Below are 19,549 nucleotides of genomic sequence, written 5' to 3'. Positions count from 1 at the left end.
CGGGCTCATCGGTCGCCAGACGGAGATCCGGGCCGGATGCGGTTCCCGGGACGGAGCGGCGAACCGGTCCGCGGCGCGATCCGCCGGGCCCCGTCACGGACCTAGCGTTCCTGGTCACCGATCCCGCTCATGGAGGTACGCACCGATGGACACCACGACCGCCCCCGCCGTCACCGCCGGCCGTCCGGGCCGCCGCCGAGAGCGCGCGCTGGCGGTGCTCGCCGCCGCGGCCGCCACTCTGACCGTGTGGGTCGCCGCCGTCCCCGTGGCCGGGGTCGACCTGGTGGCGCGCAACGGCGGGACCGAACAGTCCGTGACCGCGGTCGCGGTCGGGGTCAGCACCGTGCTCGCCGGCCTGGCGGGGTGGGCGCTGCTGGCCCTGCTGGAACGCTTCACCACCCGGGCGCGGGCCGTCTGGACCGCCGCGGCCGGGCTGGTGCTGCTGCTGTCGCTGCTCGGCCCGCTGGGCGGGGGAGTGGGCGGCGCCGCGACCCTGACCCTGGTCGCCCTGCACCTGACGGCCGCCGCCGTGCTCGTGCCGCTGCTGCGGCGCACCGCCGCTCGCTGAGCCGCCGGGCCGGGGCTGCCGCCACGGGGGAGGGCAGCCCCGATTCCGGCCGGCCGGCGGCCGCCGCCGTGCTCAGTCGGCGGCCACCGGCTCCGGCAGCGGCGCGCCGGTCTCCAGCAGGCTCTTGAGGCTGGCCAGCAGCTCCGGCCAGCCGCCGCTGCCCGGCAACTGCCCGCTGATCGCCCGGTGCATCTCGCTGTCCGGGGAGAAGTCGTCGTGGGTCACCGTCAGGCGCACGGTCTCGCCGTGCGGGGTGAGGTCGAAGGTGACCTTCGAGCGGCGCTCGCCGAGCCGGGCGGCCAGTTCCTCGTCGGACCAGCCGAAGTGCGCGGCGTGCTCGGGCTGGAAGCCGTGCCAGGTGTAGGCGAGGCGCCGGTGGGGCTCGGCCTCCAGCACCCGCTGCCCGAGGTCCTTCGGTTCGGCGTCGGGGGAGTCCTGCCAGAGCAGGGTCGAGCCGGGCCGCCAGTCGGAGACCAGGGTGACGCCGCCCCAGTAGCGGCGGGTGAACTCGGGCGCGGTGAGCGCGGTCCAGAGCCGCTCCGGGGTGGTGCGGATGTAGGTGGTGTAGACGAACGTCGGGCTCGTCATGGGCTGCCCCTCCAATGCTGTCTGCAGGTCGGCGAGGGCCTGTGCCCGGGCCCGGTCGTACCGGCCGATCCACCGGTCGGCGACGGCGTTGATCGGGGCGGCGTTGAGGTGGTGCAGCTTCTCCCGCCCGCGCCGTGTGGTGGTGACGAGGCCGGCCGCCTCCAGCACCGCGAGGTGCTTGCTCACCGACTGTCGGGTCATGTCGAGCCCGGCGCACAGCTCGCGCAGGCTCTGGCCGTTACGGAGGTTGAGGCGGTCGAGCAGCCGGCGGCGGCTGGCGTCGGCCAGCGCCCGGAACACCTCGTCCACCCGTCCTCCCTCTCCGCACACGCAACCTGTTGGCTGCCTGACACGATGATATGCAGCCACCAGGTTGCGTGTCTACCCGGCCCCCCTTCAGCCGGGAAGCTAGCCTCCTAGGATGCCTTAGGGAATGTGGCGCGCCGGCACTTCCCGACATGGAGGTCGGCCAGGCCGGACGGTACCGCCGATCGGTCTATCGACCGACGCGAATCAGGACCCTATAGTCGGCTTGCTCAATGCTGTGACCTCGTGACACGGGGTGAATCGACGGGTCGGAAGCAGCGGGGGAGAGACCTATGACAAGCAGAATTCGCATCGCGCGCCGCGCCACCTGCACGGCTGTCGCCGCCGTCCTGGCCACCGGCCTGCCACTCGTGGTCGAGGCGTCCGCAGCCCAGGCCTCGGCCGGCGCCGCGTCCGCCGAGTCCGTTCTCACCTGGGACCTGCACGCCGAGACGGCGATCTGGGACGTGGCGCGCCAGGCACCGCAGGTCCAGTCCCGGGGCGCCGCGATGGTGCACGGCGCGATCTACGACGCGGTCAACGCCATCGCCGGCACGCCCTACGAGCCGTACCTGACCGCGCCGCCCGCTGACGGGTCCGAGTCCGTCGACGCCGCCGTGGCCACGGCCGCGTACCGGGTGCTCGACGCGATCTTTCCGGAGCAGCACGACGCCCTCACCGCCCGGTACGCCGAGTCGCTCGCCGCGATCCCCGACGGCCGCGCCGAGCGGCGCGGGATCGAGGTCGGCAGGCGGGCCGCCGCCGCGATGATCGCCGCCCGCCGCGCCGACGGCGCGTTCGGACCGCAGACCTTCCCCGTGGGGACCGAACCCGGCCAGTGGCGCCCCACGCCGCCGTCCTACGCCAACGACGGCGGCTGGGTCGGTCACATGAAGCCGTTCGTGCTACCCGGCACGTCGATCTTCCGCACCTCCGGTCCGCCTGCGCTCACCAGCGCGCAGTACGCCCGGGACTACGACGAGATCAAGGCGGTGGGCTCGGCCGGGAGCGCGGCCCGCACCGCCGACCAGACCGAGGCGGCGATCTGGTGGCACGACCGCCGGCTCGGCGAGTGGGAGATCAAACGCCAGCTCGTGACGACCCAGCGACTCACCGCCCTGCAGGCCGCCCGGATGTTCGCCTTGGTGGACGTCGCCGAGGCGGACGCGGTCATCGCCTGCTTCAACGAGAAGGAAGCCTGGAACCGGTGGCGGCCGATCACCGCGATCCGGCTCGGCGACACCGACGGCAACCCCGCCACCGCCGCCGATCCCGACTGGACGCCCCTGCTGGTCACGCCGCCGCACCCCGACTACACGTCGGGTCACACCTGCAACACCGGCGCGACCATGTCGGCGTTGGCGTACTTCTTCGGCCGCGACGACATCCCGTTCGACGCCTACAGCGCCGACTCCGGCACCCGCCGGTACTTCAGCGGCTTCTCCCAGGCGCTGACCGAGGTGATCAACGCCCGGGTCTGGGGCGGCATCCACACCCGCACCGCCGACGTGCAGGGCGCGCGGATCGGCCTGGCGACCACGGCGTACGTGGTCCGGCACGAGTTCCGGCCCCGATCCTGAGGCCGACCCCGAGTCGGCTTGTCGGGGCCGGGGGCCGGTGCCGCGGCGGTCCGGACCGGCCGGTGACCGGATGGCCGTCACCGTCACCGGCGTCCACACGCTGATGGTCGGTCCGCCTAGCGGTGCCCGAAGCGCGCGGCCACCCGCTCGTGCAGCGCCGTCAGCGCCGGGCTGACCGTCACGGCCGGCGGTGCCGGATCGGTCAGCCGGGTGGCCGGCTCCGGCAGCCAGGCGAGATCGGCGTCGAAGCGGCCCCGGGCGGCGCGGACCACCTCGGCGGGGTCGGCGGGGTCGAGCCGGCGGCCACCGCGCATGACCTGGACGAGCAGCGGTTCCCGGCCCGCCGGCGGTGGCTCGTCGCGCAGGCCCACCACATCGCCCGCCGCGCCGGCCGGATCGCGGAAGACCTGCTTGGCGGCGGGCAGCGTGGCCTTGCCGGGGGACAGCTTCAGCACCGGCCGGTCGCCGTAGGCGACCAGCTTGTAGGCGCTGTCCAGCGACGGCGCGTCGTACGAGACGCCCATCTTGGTGCCCACGCCGTACCCGTCGATCGGTGCGCCCTGCGCCACGAGATCCGCGATGACGTTCTCGTCGAGGCTGCCGCTGGCGAAGATCGTGGCCTGCCGCAGGCCCGCGTCGTCCAGGATCGTCCGGGTCTGCCGGGCCAGGGCACCGAGGTCGCCGGAGTCGAGCCGGACGCCGAGCGGGCCCGTCAACCCGAGTTCGGTGGCGACATCCACGGCGGCGCGGACGCCCGCGAGCGTGTCGTAGGTGTCGACCAGGAAGATCGGGTTCGTGGGGAAGTCGGCGGCGAACGCGCGGAACGCCGCCCGCTCGTCGGGAAACGCCTCCACGTACGAGTGGGCCATCGTCCCGGACGGGGCGAGCCCGTACCGCATGGCGGCCTCGACGTCGCTGGTCGCGGCGAAGCCGGCGATGGCCGACGCCCGTGCCACCCCGGCGCCGGCCTCGATGCCGTGGGTACGGCGGAACGCGAAGTCGACCAGCTGCGCGCCGGCGGCGGCGAGCCGGCAGCGGGCCGCCTTGGTGGCCACCGTGGTGTGGAACGTGATCAGGTTGAGCACACCCGTCTCCACCAGCTGCGCCTCGGCGATCGGCGCGGTGACCTCCAGCAGCGGCTCGTCGGCGAAGACCACGCGTCCCTCCGGTACGGCCCACACGTCCCCGGTGAACCGGATCCCGGCCAGCGCCGTCAGGGCGGGCTGGTCGAACCCCACGACGTCGCGCAGGTAGGCCAGCTCGGCGTCGCCGAAGGCGAAGCTCTCCAGGAACGCCAGTGCCTCGGCGAGCCCGGCGGCGACCAGGAAGCCGCGCCCGGGCGGCAGCCGGCGGACGAAGAGGCTGAACGTGGCGTGCTCCGTCATGTCCCGCCGCAGGTAGCTGGCCGCCATCCGCAGCTCGTACAGGTCGGTACGCAGTCCCGTCATGCCGTCACCTCCACCACGCCACCACTGTGATCCGTCCGGCTGCGAGGCGTAGGGGAAACGGGAGATCCGCCACGGGCGTGCCGCGCCGGCTCCAGCGGCTCAGCGGGGGCCGGCGGCCCGCCAGAACTGGCGCGGCGCGTACCCCTCGCGGCGCAGCCAGTGCTCGGTGTAGACGATCCGCTCCGCCGGCACCACGACCAGCGGCCCGGTCGGCGGCTCGTCCAGCGACCGGGACCGCTCCACGTGGTCGGACTGCCACCGGTACGCCGGCCAGTGGCGCGCGAACTCCGGATCGTCGGGGTGCAGCACCCGGGCCCGGCCGAAGACCTGGGCGCCGCGGCTGCTGGCCTGGCCGACCAGGGGCGCGAAGATCCCGACCGAGACGCGGGGGTCGGCGGCCAGGTTGCGCATCTTCGGCGAGTCGGCGACCGCCGTGAACATCAGGGTGAAGTCCAGGTGGAAGTAGCGCACCGGGGTGGCGAGCGGGCCGTCCGGGCCGGCGGTGGCCAGCACGCACATGTTCTGCGTGGAGAGCAGGTGGAGGATGCGCTCCTCAAGCCGGGTCCGGTCGAGGCGGGCGGTGGGTGCGGGACCGGCGAGCCAGGGGTTCGTGACGGGCATGGGTGATCTTCCCATGCCCGTCAGACCGCCGGCGGCTGGTAGGTTCGCTCGCCGTGACGGGGACCGCGGGGGATCGGCTCGACGGGCGGTTCGCCCGGCTCTGGACGGCCAGCACCATGTCGGCGCTGGGCAGCGGGATGGCCACGGTGGCCGCGCCGCTCTACGTGGCCTCGCAGACCGACGACCCGTTGACCGTCTCGGCCGGCGCCGCCGTGGCGTGGCTGCCCTGGCTGCTGTTCGCGCTGCCCGGCGGGGTGCTGGTGGACCGGGTGGACCGGCGCCGGCTCATGGTGGTCATCGACTGGGTACGGGTCGCCGCGCTGGCCGTCCTGGCCGCCGCGCTGGTCACCGGCCGGGCCGGGGTGCCGCTGCTCTACGCGGTGCTGTTCGTGGTCAACACCGGCGAGGTGGTGTTCCGCACCGCCGCCCAGGCGGTCGTGCCGGCGGTGGTGCCCCGGTCCCGTCTGGAGCGGGCCAACGGCTGGCTGAGCGGCGGCACGCAGATCATGCAGAACATGGTCGCCGGGCCGCTCGGCGGCTTCCTCTTCGTGGTGGCTGCGGCCATCCCGTTCGCCGTGAACGCCGGCACGTACGCGCTCAGCGCCGTCCTCGTCGGGCTGCTCGCCGGGTCGTACCGGGGCTCGCCGGGCGCGGGCGGGCGCCGCTCGGTGCGCGTGGAGGTCGCCGAGGGGTTCCGCTGGCTGCTGTCGCAGCGGCTGCTGCGCACCATGGCCGTGCTCATCGGTCTGCTCAACGTCACCCTGACCGCCGCTCTCGCGGTGCTGGTGCTGCTCGCCACCGACCGCCTCGGCCTCGGCTCGGTCGGCTACGGCGCGCTGTTCACCTGCATGGCCGTGGGCGGGTTGCTCGGGTCGGCGGTCGGCGACCGGCTGATCGCCGCCATCACCGCGACCTGGACCGTGCGGATCGGCCTGCTGATCGAGGCGGGACTGCACCTGGCGCTGGCCGCGTCGCGCAGCGCCGTGGTGGTCGGGGTGGCACTGTTCGCGTTCGGGGTGCACAGCGCGTTGTGGAACATCGTCGCCAACTCGCTGCGCCAGCGGCTCACCCCACCGGCGCTGATGGGCCGGGTGGGCAGCACCACCCTGTTCATCGCCGCGGGCGGCAACTGCGTCGGGGCACTGCTCGGCGGGGTGGTCGCCGACCGGTTCGGGATCACGGCGCCGTACTGGGTGGGACTCGCGGTGGCCGTGGCGGTGATCGCCGCGACCTGGCGGGTCTTCGACCGGGCCACGGTGGCCGCCGCCTACGCCGATCCGGCCCCGGACGGCCGGGACAGCCCGGCGTCCGTCGCCTGAGGCGGCCCGGCGTCAGGACGGCGGGGGCACCGGCAGGGTGACGCCCCGCGCCGCCGCCTCGTGCGCCAGTTCGATCAGCTCGACCACCCGGACCGAGTCCGCCGGGTCCACCGGCAGTGGCGCGCCGTCCCGCAGCGCCGCCGCCAGCTGCGCGTAGAAGTCCTGGTAGCGGCCCGCCTCGGTGGGCACCGCCCGCAGGTCACCGTCGGCGCCGAGCCGGCCGTACCGTTCGGGGTCGACCTCGCCCCAGCCGGGGGTGCCGGGCCGGCCGCCTTCGCGCAGCGCCGCCTCCTGCGGGTCCAGGCCGTAGCTGGTGTAGGCGGCGCGGTCGCCGAGCACCCGGAAGCGCGGGCCGAGCTGGGCGGTGACGGCGCTCATCCACAGGTGGGAGCGGACCCCGCCGGCGTGGGTGAGCGCGACGAACGCGTCGTCGTCCACCTCGGCGCCCGGCCGGCGCCGGTCCACCTCGGCGTAGACGTGCTGCACCGGGCCGAGCAGCCGCACCGCCTGGTCGACCAGGTGGGCGCCGAGGTCGAACAGGGCGCCGCCGGCCTCGCCGGGCGCGGCGCTCTCCCGCCAGCCCGGCTTGATCGCCGGCCGCCACCGCTCGAACCGGGACTCGAAGCGGGCCACCCGGCCCAGCTCGCCCGCCTCGACGAGGCGGCGCACGGTCAGGAAGTCCCCGTCCCAGCGGCGGTTCTGGAACACGGTCAGCGGCACCCCGGCGGCGGCCGCCTCCGCGACCAGCGCCCGGCCCTCGGCGGCGGTCGGCGCGAGCGGCTTGTCCACCACCACCGGCAGGCCGGCCGCCACGGCGGCCCGGGCCATCGGCACGTGCTGCCGGTTCGGGGTGGCCACCACGACCAGGTCGAGGTCGTCGGCGCCCTGCCAGAGCTGGTCGGCCTCGTCGAGGACCCGGGCGTCCGGGTGCTCGGCCTGCAGCTGCGCGCGGCGCTCCGGGTCCCGGGTGACGACCGCGTCCAGCCGAAGGCCGGGCGTGGCGGCGACCAGCGGGGCGTGGAACACCCGCCCGGCGATCCCGTACCCCAGCAACCCCACCCGCAGCGGCGCCTGCGCCATGCCGTCCCCCCGTTCTCGATGATCCCCTGCGAATCTACGCGCCGCGCCGGGCGCGGGACGGCGGGTCCCGGGCGGTGGCCGCGCCGGGGGTGTGGCAGCGTGGGCGGGTGCATCCAACCCCGGTCGAGGTCGACCTCGCGCTGGTCGGCGGTGGCGGCGCCGCCTCCCTGGTGCTGGCCGCCCTGGACCGGCACGACCTGACCGGCCTGCGGGTCGCCGTGGTCGACCCGGTGCGTAAGCGCGGGCAGGACCGCACCTGGGCGTTCTGGGGCACCCCGGGCGGCGATCTCGACCCGCTGCTGAGTGCGAGCTGGTCGCGGGTCGACGTGGTCACGCCCGCGGGCCGCCGCGTCCTGCCGCTCACCCCGCTGCGGTACGCCGTGCTCCGCTCCGCCCCGGTCTACGACCGGGCTGCCGCCGCCGAGCGGCGGCTGGGCGCCGTGCGGATCGGCGCGCCGGCCGGGGCGCTGGCCGATGACGGTGACCGGGTGACCGTCCACGACCCGGACGGGCGGCCGCTGGTGCGGGCCGGCTGGGTGCTCGACTCGCGGCCCCGCCCACCGGCCCGGCCCGGGCGGACCAGCTGGTTGCAGCACTTCCGTGGCTGGTGGCTGGCGGCCGACCGGCCCACCTTCGACCCGGGCCGGGCGGTGCTCATGGACTTCCGCACCCCGCAGCCCGCCCGGGGCGTCTCCTTCGGTTACGTGCTGCCGGTCGACGACCGGTTCGCCCTGGTCGAGTACACCGAGTTCGGCCCCGCCATGCTGACCGACGCGGGCTACGACGCGGCGCTGCGCGGCTACGCCGGCCTGCTCGGCCTGGATCTGACCGCGCTGCGGGTGCGGGAGGTGGAGAACGGGGTGATCCCGATGACCGACGGCCCGTTCGTCGCCCGCCCGTCGCCCCGGGTGGTCCGGCTCGGCACCGCGGGGGGCGCCACCCGCCCGTCGACCGGGTTCACGTTCTCGGCGATGCTCCGGCAGGCCGAACAGGTGGCCCGGGCGCTCTCGGCGGGCCGGCCGCCGGTGCCGGCGCCCGCGTACCCCGCGCGGCACCGGTGGATGGACGCGGTGGCGCTGCGCGCCCTGGACCGGGGACACGTCGGCGGGGTGGCGTTCTTCGAGCGGCTCTTCGACCGCAACCCGCCGGAGCGGGTGCTGCGTTTCCTCGACGGGTCCACCTCGCCGGCCGAGGACCTGGCGGTGATGCGGTCCAGCCCGCTGCTGCCGATGACCGGCGCGGTGCTCGGCGACGCCGCGGGCCGGCTGCGCGCCCGGTTGCGCCGCGGGCCGGCCTCCACCCCCGTGCCGGAGGCCGGGCCGCGCGCCGCCGGTCAGGCCGGCTCGTAGCGGGCGATCACCACGCCGGTGGTGGTGGTGACGCTGTCGGTCAGCCGCAGCATGCCCGGCTCGTCGCCCGGGTCGAACAGGCGCCGCCCGCCGCCGAGCACCAGCGGGTGGACCAGCAGCACGTACGCGTCGACCAGCCCGTGCCGGCGCAGCGACCGGACCAGCTCACCGCTGCCCAGCACCGCGATGTCCGGCCCGGGCTGTGCCTTCAGCTCCCGCACCGCCTCGATCACGTCGCCCTTCAGCAGGTGCGGGTTCACCCAGGGCAGCGGCTCGTCCAGGGTGGTCGACGCGACGTACTTGGGCAGCGCGTCGAGCACCGGGGTGAACGGGTTCCCGGTCTGCCGGGGCCAGTAGCCGGCGAAGTCGGTCCAGGTGCGGCGGCCGAGCAGCAGGGCGCCGGTCGAGGCCATGTCCTCGCCCATCTTGCGCCCCAGGACGGGGTCGTTGTAGGGGACCGCCCAGCCGCCCCGGGTGAAGCCGTCCCGGGTGTCCTCGTCGGCACGGCCGGGGGCCTGCATGACCCCGTCGAGGCTGACGTTCTCGGTGACGATGATCTTCCGCATGCCGCTCCCTCGGGGCGGGGCCGGCCCGCTGCCGGCCCTCCACCCCTCACACGAACGGCGACCGCCGGTTTCGACAGCGTCAGCGGCCGAGTTCCGCGGCCACCCGGTCGCGGACCAGCACCCGCAGGCCCTCCATCGGGTCGCCGTCGCCGGCGCCGAGCCGGTTGCGCACCGCCGCCACGGTCAACCCCAGTTCCGGGTACGCGAACGCCAGGCTGCCGCCGCTGCCGGCGGTGCCGAACGACCCGTCGGCGTCGACCGCGTAGCCGAGGCCGAAGGTCGCCTCCTGCCCGAACACCCACTCCTCGGCGCGCACCGCCGGCGCCGACACCTCGCGGAGCCGTTGCGGGGAGACGAGGCGGACGCCGTCGACCGGGCCGAGCAGCGCCGCGTACATCCGGGCGGCCGCGCGGGCGGACATCGTGCCGACCGCCGGCACGTCGGCGCGCAGCACGTCGGGGTGACTGCCGGTGGTGACGTCGGGGCGGACGTGCGGCGGGGCCACCGCGTCGAAGTTCGGCAGGTTCGCGCTCGCGTAGGTCATGAGGGCGGCCAGGCCGGCGTCCTCCAAACGGGCCAGCCGGGGCAGGTCGGCCTCCGGCACGCCGAGGAACAGCTCGCCGGTCACGCCGAGCGGCCCGGCCACCTCCTCGGCCAGCACCTGCGAGACCGGCTTGCCGGTGACCCGCCGGACCACCTCGCCGACCAGCCAGCCCCAGGTCCAGGCGTGGTACGCGAGCCGCTCGCCGGGCGCCCAGAGCGGCCGCGCGTCGGCGAGCAGCCCGCACATCCGGTCCCAGTCGGCGAAGTCCGCCGGGGTGATGTCGGCGGGCAGGGCCGGCAGCCCGGCGGTGTGGGTGAGGGCGTGCCGCAGCGTGATGCCGTCCTTGCCGTGCCGGGCGAACTCCGGCCACACCTCGGCCACGCGCAGGTCGTAGTCGAGCCGCCTCTGTTCGGCGAGCACGTGCACGACGGTGGCGGTGAGCCCCTTGCCGGTGGAGACGGCGTGCACCGGGGTGCCGGCGGTCAGCGGCCGGCCGGTGGTGGTGTCGGCGAGCCCGGCCTGCTCCTCGACGATCGGCGCGCCGGCCAGGTAGGCGGCCACCTGCACTCCGGCCTCCCGCCCGGAGGCCACGAGGTCGTCGATCGTGGCCCGTACCTCGGCCCGCAGGCCGTCCCAGTGTCCGTCCATGATCCGGCACCCTGCCAGACCTTCCGGTGGGTGTCGTGCGTATTTCGCCGGGCGGGGGCGGTGGGTCGGGTGGGCCCGCGCCGGGGCGTACCGGGTAGGTTGCCGGCATGGTGGAGGCGGCGACCGGCGGGGTCGTGGAGATCTGGACCGACGGCGCGTGCAGCGGCAACCCGGGCCCCGGCGGCTGGGGCGTGCTGCTGCGCTGGGGCGCGCACGAGCGGGAGCTGTGCGGTGGCGAGGCCACCCCGACCACCAACAACCGGATGGAGCTGACCGCCGCGATCCAGGCGCTGGAGAGCCTCACACGCCCGGTCACCGTGCGGCTGCACACCGACAGCACGTACGTGCGCAACGGCATCACCGGCTGGCTGGCCTCGTGGAAGCGCAACGGCTGGCTGACCGCGGCGAAGCAGCCGGTGAAGAACGCCGACCTGTGGCAGCGGCTGGAGGCGGCCTGCGCCCGGCACGACGTGACCTGGCTCTGGGTGAAGGGCCACAACGGGCATCCGGAGAACGAGCGCGCCGACGCGCTGGCCAACCGCGGCATGGCGGAGGCGCGGGCGGCGGTGGCCGCGCGCTGAGCCCGGCTGCGGGTTGTGTCGACTCCGATCGATGGGTAACGTAGCGGATCGATGCCGTCACGGACAGTCGCCCATCCGGAGGTGTCCGCGTGACCGTTGCCGCCCTCACCGACCTGCCGCTCTGGCCACCGACCAACCTCGACCGTGACCCGCTCATCCCGCTCGACGCGGGGGAGCGGCGGCGGTTCACCGGTCCGGTCACCCGGGTCCGGCTCCCCACCGACGCGACGGCCTGGCTGGTGACCCGGCACACCGACGTCAAGCAGATGCTGCGCCACCCCGGCTTCAGCGCCGACCTCAGCCGCCCGGGCTTCCCGCTGCTGCGCCGCATCCCGCCCGGCGCGTTCGGCGACCGCCGGGGCGGCTTCCTCCAGATGGACGGCGCCGAGCACGCCCGGCTGCGCCGGATGCTCACGGCCGAATTCATGATCCGGAACGTGCGGCGGATCGAGCCGCTGATCCGGCAGACCGTCGACCGGGCGCTGGACGACCTACGGGCCGCCGGCCCGCCCGCCGACCTGGTCGCGCACGTCGCCCTGCCCGTCCCGTCGATGGTGATCTGTCACCTCCTCGGCGTTCCCTACGCCGACCACGACTTCTTCCAGCAACGCAGCCGCACGCTCATCGACCGGGACGCCCCGCCGGAACGCGTCCAGCGACACGTGCGGGAGCTGCGCGACTACCTGCACCGGCTGGTCGAGGCGAAGGTGACCGCCGGGGAGCCCACCGACGACCTGCTCAGCCGGCTGGCCCGGGACCGGGTCGACACCGGGGAACTGGCCGTCGACGAACTGGTCGGCATGGCCGTGCTGCTGCTCATCGCCGGCCACGAGACGACCGCCAACATGATCGGCCTGAGCACCCTGCTGCTGCTGCGCCACCCCGCCCGGTACGCCGCCCTGCGTGACGACCCCGGGCACGCCGACGGCCTGGTCGACGAGCTGCTGCGCTACCTCACCATCGTGCGCGCCGGCCTGCCCCGCCTCGCCACCGAGGACGTCGAGATCGGTGGGCGGCTGATCCGGGCCGGGGAGGGAGCCATCGCGGTGCTGTCCCTGGCCAACCGGGACCGGACGGCCTTCGACCGGCCGGACGAGTTCGACCCCTACCGGGCGGCGCAGCAGCACGTCGCCTTCGGCTTCGGGGTGCACCAGTGCATCGGCCAGCCCCTCGCCCGCGCGGAGCTGCGGATCGCGCTGGTGGAACTGGCCCGGCGGTTCCCCCGGCTGCGCCCCGCCACCGCCGGGCGGCCGCCGACCCGGGACAGCTCGGTCGTCTACGGCCTCGACGCGCTGCCGGTGGTCTGGTGAGCGGGGGCGTGCGGGTCCGGGTGGACCGGGACCGCTGCTGCGGGGCCGGCAACTGCGTGGTGACCGCGCCGGAGGTGTTCGACCAGGACGACGCCGACGGCCTGGTGCTGCTGCGCCGGGCCGAACCGCCCCCCGAGGCGGTCGAGCGGGTGCGCCTCGCCGTGGAGCTCTGCCCGGCCGGGGCGATCAGCGTCGCATCCCGGCCGGTGCCGCAGCGCTCCCCGGCACCGTGACCGCGGGTCCGCTCACCGCTCCGGGCGGCCCTCCTCGATCTCCTCCGGCTCGTTCGCCGGGTCGGTGGTGCCGGATACCTCGGCCACGTCGTAGCCGGCCCGGCTGATCTCCCGGGCGGAGCGGCGATCCTCGGCCGGCAGGTCGGCGAAGTCGTCACCGCTGTCGTCGGTCGTGTGCAGGGACTCGCCCGGCGGGCGCAGCGACGCCTCGTACGCGGTCGCGCCGTCGGGCTCGTCGGTGGTGGCGCGGCCGAAGGACTCTTCACTCGTCATGTCGCACTCCTGCCCGCCCCGGGCGGGGGCAAACGCTCAGCGGGCCGCGTCCGGGTGGGTCGGCATCGAGGATCCGCCGGAGCTGCTGCCCGACGCGCCACCGGCCACGCCGGAACCGTCGTCCTCGGTCACTTCGTCCGGTTTCGGCGCACCCGGCTCGGGTGCCGGCACGTCCGTGTCCGCCTCCACCTGGACCAGCCGGGCCTGGCCGGCCTCGTCCTCGGCGTGCGCCGGGTCGACGGGCTGCTGGCCCTGCCGTGTCTCGTACTTCACCGGTCCGCCTCCGTCCGTCGCGCGGTCACGCCGCCTACCCGGCGCGGTCCCGGCGAAACCCGGCCCGCTCCGCGGCGGATCCCGGCGCAGCCCCGGCATCGCGCGGTCGGACGGCGCGACACGTCGCTGCATCGGCCGGCGGCGCGTGCCGCAGTCAGCGGCGGCGTCGGCCCGCGGCGCGGCCGCCCGTCGGGCGCCCACCTCCCGACCGCCCACCGGACGGCCGCGGGCCGCCGGGCGAACCGGCCGGGGTGACCGTCAGCGACCAGTGCGTCGGGCGGTGCAGGCCGGGCGGCAGGACGGTGCGGTGGTCGCCGCGGGCGGCGTCGAGCTGCGACTGGTGCACGAACAGGCAGTCGCCGAGGTCGGCGCCGCGCAGGTCCGCGCCGCGCAGGTCGGCGCCGGTCAGGTCGGCGGCGCCGAGGTCCACCCCCCGCAGGTCCGCGCCGATGAGGCAGGCCCCCCGCAGGTTCGCGCCGGCAAGCCCGGCGCGGCGCAGGTCCACGCCGATCAGCACGGCACCGCGCCGATCCGGGCCGGCCCGGCCGGCCCGGGCCTGCTCGCCGGCCCGGGACAGCAGCCGGTTGACCCGGTCCCGCTGCGTGTCGACGTCGACGGCGAGCAGGTCCTCCGGGGCGCCGTCGGTGAGCCGTCCGGTCTCGGTGAGGGCGGCGGCCAGGTCGTCCCGCAGCGGGCCGGCCGGGGTCAGCGCCAGGGCCTCGGTCAGATACCAGAGCAGCTCGTGCAGGGGCCGCATCACCGCGAACGTGTCGAACATCCGCCGCGCGGTCGCCGGATCGTCCCGCCAGTCCCGCCCGCCGAAGGTGCCCTGGGCGACGTGCTGTCCGGCTCCGAAGCAGTCGAAGACGGTGCAGCCGGGGAAGCCGCGCTGCCGCAGGTCCCGGTGGATGCCGCAGCGGGAGTCGGCGCCCAGGTTCGGGCACGGCTGCCCGGCGGGCTTGTCGATCGCGAAGTCGGCGGAGGCGGCGAACGCCGGGGCGACGCAGCAGATACCGAAGCAGCGCGCGCAGTCGGCGCGCAGCTCCCGGGCGCCGCCCGTCACCTGCTGGTCCACCGCCTCGGACACGCCCTGGCCTCCCGCCCGTCGCCACCGGCCGCGACCCTCGCGCCCGCCACCATTGTCCGCCGGGCCCGCCCGGACCGGCCGCCGGGGGCGCGGAGTGTGACGGGGACGCCCGGGTTCCCGCCCGGCGGCGCGGTGACTCTCCGTATGGTGGCGGTGACCGGTACCGGAGGGTGGGATGGATGACGACGCGCGGGAGCAGGCACTGCTCACCGCCCTCACCACGGAGCACTTCGTGCTCCAGACCGGCCGCAGCGCCACCGTCGCCGAGTCGGTGGGCCGGACGACGGTCTTCCTGTCACTGCTCTCCGCCGCGCTGATCGGTCTGGGCTTCGTCTCGGGCAACGGCCCGCTGCTCAGGCCGTACCTGGGCGCGGTGCTGCCCACCCTGGTGGTCACCGGGCTGCTCACCTTCGGCCGGCTGGTGCAGAACATGGTGGAGAACTCCCTGGACCTGCAACGCATGCAGCGGATCCGGGCCTGGTACCACGGGCGGTTCGCCGGCGACGAGGAATTCTTCGCCGACGCGGCGACGCCCGCGGGCGAGGTGCGGTCGGCCTGGACGGCGGTGGGCGCCCGGCCCGGCCGGTGGCAGCTGCTGCTGACCGCCGCCGCGCTGGTCGGCGCGGTCAACGCGCTGCTGCTCGGGCTCGGCGCCGCGCTGCTGGCGGGACTGGCCGGCCTGTCGACCGGCCCGGCCGTGCTGGTCGGTGTGCCGGTCGCGCTGGTGGCCTTCGGGGCGCAGCTCGCGTACATCGGCCGGTCCTCGATCTCGCTGAACCGCTGAGCCGGCCGCGGCGCCCGCCCGCGACGCGCGCCGCGGCCCGCCGGTCAGAAGTCGAACAGCACGTCGGTGCCGAAGCCTCAATCGGTCGCCGAGAATGCCCGAACGGCTGACAACCGTATTCGATGCCCGCGGAAACCGCATCGTGGAAATGCCGCGTGAATGGCCGAACGGATGACAACCGAAGTCGGCCGTTATTGCGGCGACGCTTTCCGTAAACCGTTTCGTTGTCGATTCATGACAACCGATCAGGCCGTTACCGTAACGATTCCCTTCACTGATCCGCAGCGGTTTACCGTCGGGTGGCAGGACGTTTTCACCCCCCGTCGGGAGGACTCCATGAGCGACCTGTCCCACCCACCGTCGTTGACCGCGCCGGGTGACCCGGCGGCACCGGACCCGGCCGTCGACGCCGCCGACCGGCCCGCCGCCGACCGCCGGGAGATCCTCGGCCGGTCGCCCAACCAGCTCGCCTGGCTGCGGCTCAAGCGGGACCGGACGGCCCGGGTCAGCGCCCTGACGCTGGCCGTCGCCGCCCTCGTCGCGCTCGGCGCGCCGCTGCTCGGCCGGCTCACCGGAATCGACCCCACCGACAAGTTCGTCGGCCGGCTCAACGATTTCGGAATGCCGATCGGCTATGCCGGCGGTATCAGTGCCGACCACTGGCTCGGGCTCGAACCCGGCAGCGGCCGGGACATCCTGCTCCAGTTGGTGTACGGCCTGCGCACGTCATTGTTCATCGCCTTCGTCTCGGCCCTGCTGGCGTCGTTCATCGGCGTCGCGGTCGGCGTGCTGGCGGGCTGGGCGCGGGGCTGGCTGGACAGCGCGGTCAACTGGTTGATCGACCTCACCCTGGCGTTTCCGTTCCTCATTTTCGCCCTCGCCGTGATCCCGATCCTCCAGGACCGCTTCTACACCGAACGGGAGGCGCCGCCGCCGGCCTTCCGGGTCGCCCTGATCATCGCCACCTTCGGCCTGTTCAGCTGGACCTACACCGCGCGGCTGGTGCGCGGCCAGGTGATCTCGCTGCGCGAGCGCGAGTTCGTCGAGGCCGCCCGCGCCGCCGGCGCCGGCACCGGGCACCTGCTGTTCCGGCAGCTGCTGCCGAACATCTGGGCGCCGATCCTGGTCACCGTCTCGCTCAACGTGCCGCAGTTCATCGCCATCGAGGCGGCGCTGGCCTTCGTCAACATCGGCGTCACCGAACCCACGCCCGATCTCGGCCGCATGATCTACAACAGCATCGGCTACGTCGCGAGCGACCCCTGGTACACCCTGTTCCCCGGGTTGACGATCTTCCTGCTGGTCCTGGCGTTCAACCTCCTCGGTGACGCGCTGCGCGACTCGCTGGATCCCCGGTCCACCCGGTAACCCCACGGCCATCGACACGCCCGGCCGGCGGGGGCCGCCGGGCGGGAAGGGAGCACACCCGTGCGCGCACGAACCCGGACACTCACCGGTGTCCTCGCCGCGGCGGCGCTGGCCGCCGCCGGCTGCAGCCCCACCACGGACAGCGGAGGCGGCGGCGACGACAAGGCGAAGACCCAGACCGGCTCGATCTCGTACGAGGCGGCCGACAACCAGGGACCGGCGAAGGCGGTCGACGGCGCCAAGGCCGGCGGCACGCTCACCGTGATGCAGAACTCCGACTTCGAGCACCTCGACCCGGCCCGCAACTACGTCAACGTGCAGCAGGTCACCGGCGGGCTGCTCTACCGGGCGCTCAACGGCTACAAGGAGGACGGCAGCGGCAAGCTGCTGCTCGTCGGCGACCTGGCCACCAACCCCGGCAAGGACGTCAACAACGACTGCAAGGTCTGGGAGTTCACCCTGCGCGACGGGGTGAAGTACGAAGACGGCTCGGCGGTGACCAGCAAGGACGTCGCGTACGGCGTGGCCCGCTCGTTCGCCCCGAACCTCAACGAGGGGCCGCACTACATCCAGCAGTGGCTCTACCCGGACGGCGCGTACAACGCCGGCTACCAGGGGCCGTACGACGGTGGCAAGGCGACACCCGACGGCGTCGAGACGCCCGACGACAAGACCATCCGGTTCACCTTCCGGCAGCCGCACTGCGACCTGCCCTACGCGGCCGCGCTGCCCACCACCGCTCCGGTGCCCGCCGGCAAGGACACCCGCGCCAACTACGACCTGCGGCCGTTCTCGTCCGGCCCGTACAAGGTGAAGTCGTACGAGCGGGACGTGGCGCTGGAACTGGAGCGCAACCCGAACTGGGACCCGAAGACGGACCCGATCCGCAACGCGTACCCGGACGCGATCCGGGTCACCTTCGGCCTGGAGCAGGCGCAGATCGCCGAGCGGCTGGTCGCCGACGCCTCGGCCGACCAGGCCGCGCTGAGCTGGACCGACGTGCCGCCGGCGGTGCTGCCCAGGACCACCGCCGCGGGTGTGGTCGAACGGGTGGTCAAGGGCCCGACGCAGTACACCTGGGTGCTGAGCATCAACACCCAGCGGGTCACCGACCTGACCGTCCGCCGGGCGTTGAACTACGCCGTGGACAAGGACGCTGCGCTCAAGGCTCTCGGCGGGCAGGCCGCGGGCAACCCGGCCACCACGCTGATGTCGCCGACCACCGCCGGCTGGCAGAAGTACGACGTGTTCAACGCCCCGGTCACCGGCGACAAGGCGAAGGTCACCGAGCTGCTGGCCGGTAAGAAGCCGAAGCTGGTGCTCGCCCACTCCAACACCGAGCTGCGGACCCAGCAGGCCGAGGCGATCCGGAAGAACCTCACCGACATGGGCTTCGACATCGTCATGAAGCCCATCGAGAACAGCAGCTACTACGACGAGATCGGCCGCAAGAACAACCCGTACGACCTCTACCTCAGCGGCTGGGGCTCGGACTGGCCGACCGGCTCCACCATCATCCCGCCGGTCTACGACGGCCGGGAGATCGTGGCGGAGGGCAACAACAACGTCTCGTACCTCAACGAGCCGTCGGTCAGTGCGGAGATCGACCGGGTGCGCAACCTTCCCGCCGCCCAGCAGGACGCCGCCTGGATGGCCCTCGACGAGAAGATCATGCGGGAGTACGCCCCGGTCGTGCCCTGCTACTACGACGCCACCTACGAACTGCACGGCTCGAAGGTCGGCAACGCGTTCCTCAGCGACGCCTTCGGCATCATCTCGCTGAACGGCATCTACGTGAAGCAGTGACCGTCCCGTGGGGGCGGTCCACGCCGGACCGCCCCCACCGTCCACCGGGGGAGGTGCTCCCGTGCTCCGATTCGTCGTCCGGCGGCTGCTCGTCGCCGCGGTGACCCTCGCCGTGATCAGTCTGGTCACCTTCGGCCTGTTCTTCGCGGTGCCGAGCAGCCCGGCCAAGGTGATGTGCGGCAAGAACTGCACCGCCGAGGACATCGCGCAGGTCGAGCGGCGGCTCGGCATCGACCAGCCGCTGCCGCGCCAGTACGCGCAATTCGTCAAGGGCGTCTTCGTCGGCCGCAGCTACGGCGAAGGGGACTTCCGGCAGGACTGCCCGGCGCCCTGCCTGGGCTACTCGTTCCGCAACAACCAGCCGGTCACCCGGATCATCGCCCAGCGCGCCCCGGTGACCTTCAGCATCGTCCTCGGCGGCGCGGTGCTCTGGCTGGCGCTCGGTGTCTCGCTGGGCATGCTGTCGGCGCTGCGCCGGGGCACGGCCCTCGATCGGGCCGCCATCGGGATCACCCTGGCGGGCGCGTCCATGCAGGTCTACTTCTTCGGGCTGATCCTGCTCTACCTGCTGGTCTACGCCACCGGCCTGCTGCCGTTCCCCAGCTACACCCCGTTGACCGAGAACCCGCTCCGCTGGGCGGTGGGGCTGCTGCTGCCCTGGATGACGCTGGGCTTCCTCAACTCGGCGCTCTACGCCCGGCTGGCCCGGGCGCAGATGCTGGAGACCCTGTCAGAGGACTTCGTCCGGACCGCCCGGGCGAAAGGGCTCTCCACCCGGCAGGTGCACACCCGGCACGCGCTGCGCGCCGCGGTCACGCCGATCGTCACCATCGCCGGCCTGGACATCGGCACCAGCCTGGGCGGCACGTTCATCACCGAGACCATCTTCGGCCTCCAGGGGCTGGGCAAGGCGACGGTGGAGGCGGTGCAGTTCCTCAACCTGCCGGTGGTCATGGCGACCGTGCTGCTGGCGGCGGTGTTCATCGTGGTCGCCAACATCGTGGTCGACGTGCTCTACGCGGTCATCGACCCGCGGGTCCGGCTGAACTGACGGGAGGTATCGACATGGTGGAGCTACCGGCGCCGCGCTCGGGGGAGGGCCCCTATCTCCAGGTCCGGGATCTGCGGGTGCGGTTCGACACCGAGGACGGCGTGGTGAAGGCCGTCGACGGGGTCTCGTTCGCCGTCGAGCGCGGCCGGACGTTGGGCATCGTGGG

At 74.2% G+C, this 19,549-nt stretch carries 20 protein-coding genes and 1 pseudogene; 12 read left to right on the top strand and 9 right to left on the bottom strand.

Annotation, left to right across the window (positions count from 1 at the left end):
- Positions 1–145 precede the first annotated feature (145 nt).
- Positions 146–568: a DUF6069 family protein gene (locus ABZW14_RS13275; protein ID WP_355344598.1), complete on the top strand. Its 423-nt coding sequence runs from the start codon at positions 146–148 to the stop codon at positions 566–568.
- A 72-nt stretch (positions 569–640) separates the two neighbouring features.
- Here ABZW14_RS13275 and ABZW14_RS13270 read toward each other — a convergent pair whose 3' ends face one another.
- The gene (locus ABZW14_RS13270; RefSeq protein ID WP_355344595.1) at positions 641–1,465 is read right to left on the bottom strand and encodes a metalloregulator ArsR/SmtB family transcription factor; all 825 of its coding nucleotides are present in this window, start codon (positions 1,463–1,465) and stop codon (positions 641–643) included.
- Between the two features lie 290 nt (positions 1,466–1,755).
- On the opposite strand from ABZW14_RS13270, the gene ABZW14_RS13265 reads away from it, so the two are divergent.
- Entirely contained in the window at positions 1,756–3,042 is a 1,287-nt protein-coding gene (locus ABZW14_RS13265) for a phosphatase PAP2 family protein (protein WP_355344592.1), read from the top strand.
- Positions 3,043–3,158: 116 nt separating this feature from the next.
- Here the strand turns inward: ABZW14_RS13265 and ABZW14_RS13260 are convergent, their stop codons facing one another.
- Complete coding sequence (locus tag ABZW14_RS13260) at positions 3,159–4,490, bottom strand: nicotinate phosphoribosyltransferase (RefSeq protein ID WP_355344589.1); 1,332 nt, start codon at positions 4,488–4,490, stop codon at positions 3,159–3,161.
- Positions 4,491–4,589: 99 nt separating this feature from the next.
- Positions 4,590–5,111 (bottom strand): pyridoxamine 5'-phosphate oxidase family protein, encoded by a 522-nt coding sequence (locus tag ABZW14_RS13255; RefSeq protein WP_355344586.1) that lies wholly within the window; start codon positions 5,109–5,111, stop codon positions 4,590–4,592.
- Between the two features lie 53 nt (positions 5,112–5,164).
- On the opposite strand from ABZW14_RS13255, the gene ABZW14_RS13250 reads away from it, so the two are divergent.
- Entirely contained in the window at positions 5,165–6,430 is a 1,266-nt protein-coding gene (locus ABZW14_RS13250; RefSeq protein WP_355344583.1) for an MFS transporter, read from the top strand.
- Positions 6,431–6,442: 12 nt separating this feature from the next.
- On the opposite strand, the gene ABZW14_RS13245 is transcribed toward ABZW14_RS13250, so the two are convergent.
- Positions 6,443–7,510: a Gfo/Idh/MocA family oxidoreductase gene (locus tag ABZW14_RS13245; RefSeq protein ID WP_355344580.1), complete on the bottom strand. Its 1,068-nt coding sequence runs from the start codon at positions 7,508–7,510 to the stop codon at positions 6,443–6,445.
- 89 nt (positions 7,511–7,599) lie between these two features.
- Here ABZW14_RS13245 and ABZW14_RS13240 point away from each other — a divergent pair, with 89 nt between their 5' ends.
- Positions 7,600–8,859 carry a lycopene cyclase family protein gene (locus tag ABZW14_RS13240; RefSeq protein WP_355345143.1) on the top strand — a complete coding sequence of 420 codons (1,260 nt, stop codon included), beginning with the start codon at positions 7,600–7,602 and terminating at the stop codon, positions 8,857–8,859.
- Here ABZW14_RS13240 and ABZW14_RS13235 read toward each other — a convergent pair.
- The gene (locus ABZW14_RS13235; protein WP_355344577.1) at positions 8,844–9,425 is read right to left on the bottom strand and encodes a dihydrofolate reductase family protein; all 582 of its coding nucleotides are present in this window, start codon (positions 9,423–9,425) and stop codon (positions 8,844–8,846) included. The genes ABZW14_RS13240 and ABZW14_RS13235 overlap by 16 nt on opposite strands.
- Before the next feature lie 79 nt (positions 9,426–9,504).
- On the bottom strand, positions 9,505–10,617 hold the full coding sequence (locus ABZW14_RS13230; RefSeq protein ID WP_355344574.1) for a serine hydrolase domain-containing protein: 1,113 nt from the start codon (positions 10,615–10,617) through the stop codon (positions 9,505–9,507).
- 107 nt (positions 10,618–10,724) lie between these two features.
- Here ABZW14_RS13230 and rnhA point away from each other — a divergent pair, with 107 nt between their 5' ends.
- From rnhA to ABZW14_RS13215, 3 genes are all read left to right on the top strand, one after another.
- Positions 10,725–11,198 (top strand): ribonuclease HI, encoded by a 474-nt coding sequence (rnhA, locus tag ABZW14_RS13225; protein WP_355344571.1) that lies wholly within the window; start codon positions 10,725–10,727, stop codon positions 11,196–11,198.
- Positions 11,199–11,287: 89 nt separating this feature from the next.
- On the top strand, positions 11,288–12,508 hold the full coding sequence (locus tag ABZW14_RS13220; RefSeq protein WP_355344568.1) for a cytochrome P450: 1,221 nt from the start codon (positions 11,288–11,290) through the stop codon (positions 12,506–12,508).
- A gap of 8 nt (positions 12,509–12,516) precedes the next feature.
- Positions 12,517–12,741 (top strand): ferredoxin, encoded by a 225-nt coding sequence (locus ABZW14_RS13215; RefSeq protein WP_355345140.1) that lies wholly within the window; start codon positions 12,517–12,519, stop codon positions 12,739–12,741.
- 12 nt (positions 12,742–12,753) lie between these two features.
- Here the strand turns inward: ABZW14_RS13215 and ABZW14_RS13210 are convergent, their stop codons facing one another.
- The 3 genes from ABZW14_RS13210 to ABZW14_RS13200 form a co-directional block, all read right to left on the bottom strand.
- Positions 12,754–13,014 (bottom strand): hypothetical protein, encoded by a 261-nt coding sequence (locus tag ABZW14_RS13210; RefSeq protein WP_355344565.1) that lies wholly within the window; start codon positions 13,012–13,014, stop codon positions 12,754–12,756.
- Between the two features lie 36 nt (positions 13,015–13,050).
- Positions 13,051–13,287 (bottom strand): preprotein translocase YidC, encoded by a 237-nt coding sequence (locus tag ABZW14_RS13205; RefSeq protein WP_355344562.1) that lies wholly within the window; start codon positions 13,285–13,287, stop codon positions 13,051–13,053.
- A gap of 154 nt (positions 13,288–13,441) precedes the next feature.
- A complete protein-coding gene (locus ABZW14_RS13200) occupies positions 13,442–14,350 on the bottom strand; it encodes a pentapeptide repeat-containing protein (RefSeq protein ID WP_355345137.1) in 909 nt (302 codons plus the stop codon).
- A gap of 199 nt (positions 14,351–14,549) precedes the next feature.
- On the opposite strand from ABZW14_RS13200, the gene ABZW14_RS13195 reads away from it, so the two are divergent.
- The 5 genes and pseudogenes from ABZW14_RS13195 to ABZW14_RS13175 form a co-directional block, all read left to right on the top strand.
- Positions 14,550–15,158, top strand: a complete 609-nt coding sequence (locus tag ABZW14_RS13195; protein WP_355344559.1) for a hypothetical protein — start codon at positions 14,550–14,552, stop codon at positions 15,156–15,158.
- Positions 15,159–15,494: 336 nt separating this feature from the next.
- Complete coding sequence (locus tag ABZW14_RS13190; protein WP_355344556.1) at positions 15,495–16,526, top strand: ABC transporter permease; 1,032 nt, start codon at positions 15,495–15,497, stop codon at positions 16,524–16,526.
- 60 nt (positions 16,527–16,586) lie between these two features.
- Positions 16,587–18,332, top strand: a complete 1,746-nt coding sequence (locus tag ABZW14_RS13185) for an ABC transporter substrate-binding protein (RefSeq protein WP_355344553.1) — start codon at positions 16,587–16,589, stop codon at positions 18,330–18,332.
- A 61-nt stretch (positions 18,333–18,393) separates the two neighbouring features.
- The gene (locus ABZW14_RS13180) at positions 18,394–19,383 is read left to right on the top strand and encodes an ABC transporter permease (protein WP_355344551.1); all 990 of its coding nucleotides are present in this window, start codon (positions 18,394–18,396) and stop codon (positions 19,381–19,383) included.
- Between the two features lie 14 nt (positions 19,384–19,397).
- Positions 19,398–19,549 (top strand): annotated as a pseudogene (locus ABZW14_RS13175) (ABC transporter ATP-binding protein); the annotation flags it as partial.

The sequence above is a fragment of the Micromonospora sp. NPDC004551 genome (genome assembly GCF_040609975.1).
Lineage (GTDB): Bacteria > Actinomycetota > Actinomycetes > Mycobacteriales > Micromonosporaceae > Micromonospora.
The sequence above is the reverse complement of the archived record's forward strand: the minus strand, read 5'-3'. Positions and strand labels throughout refer to the sequence as shown.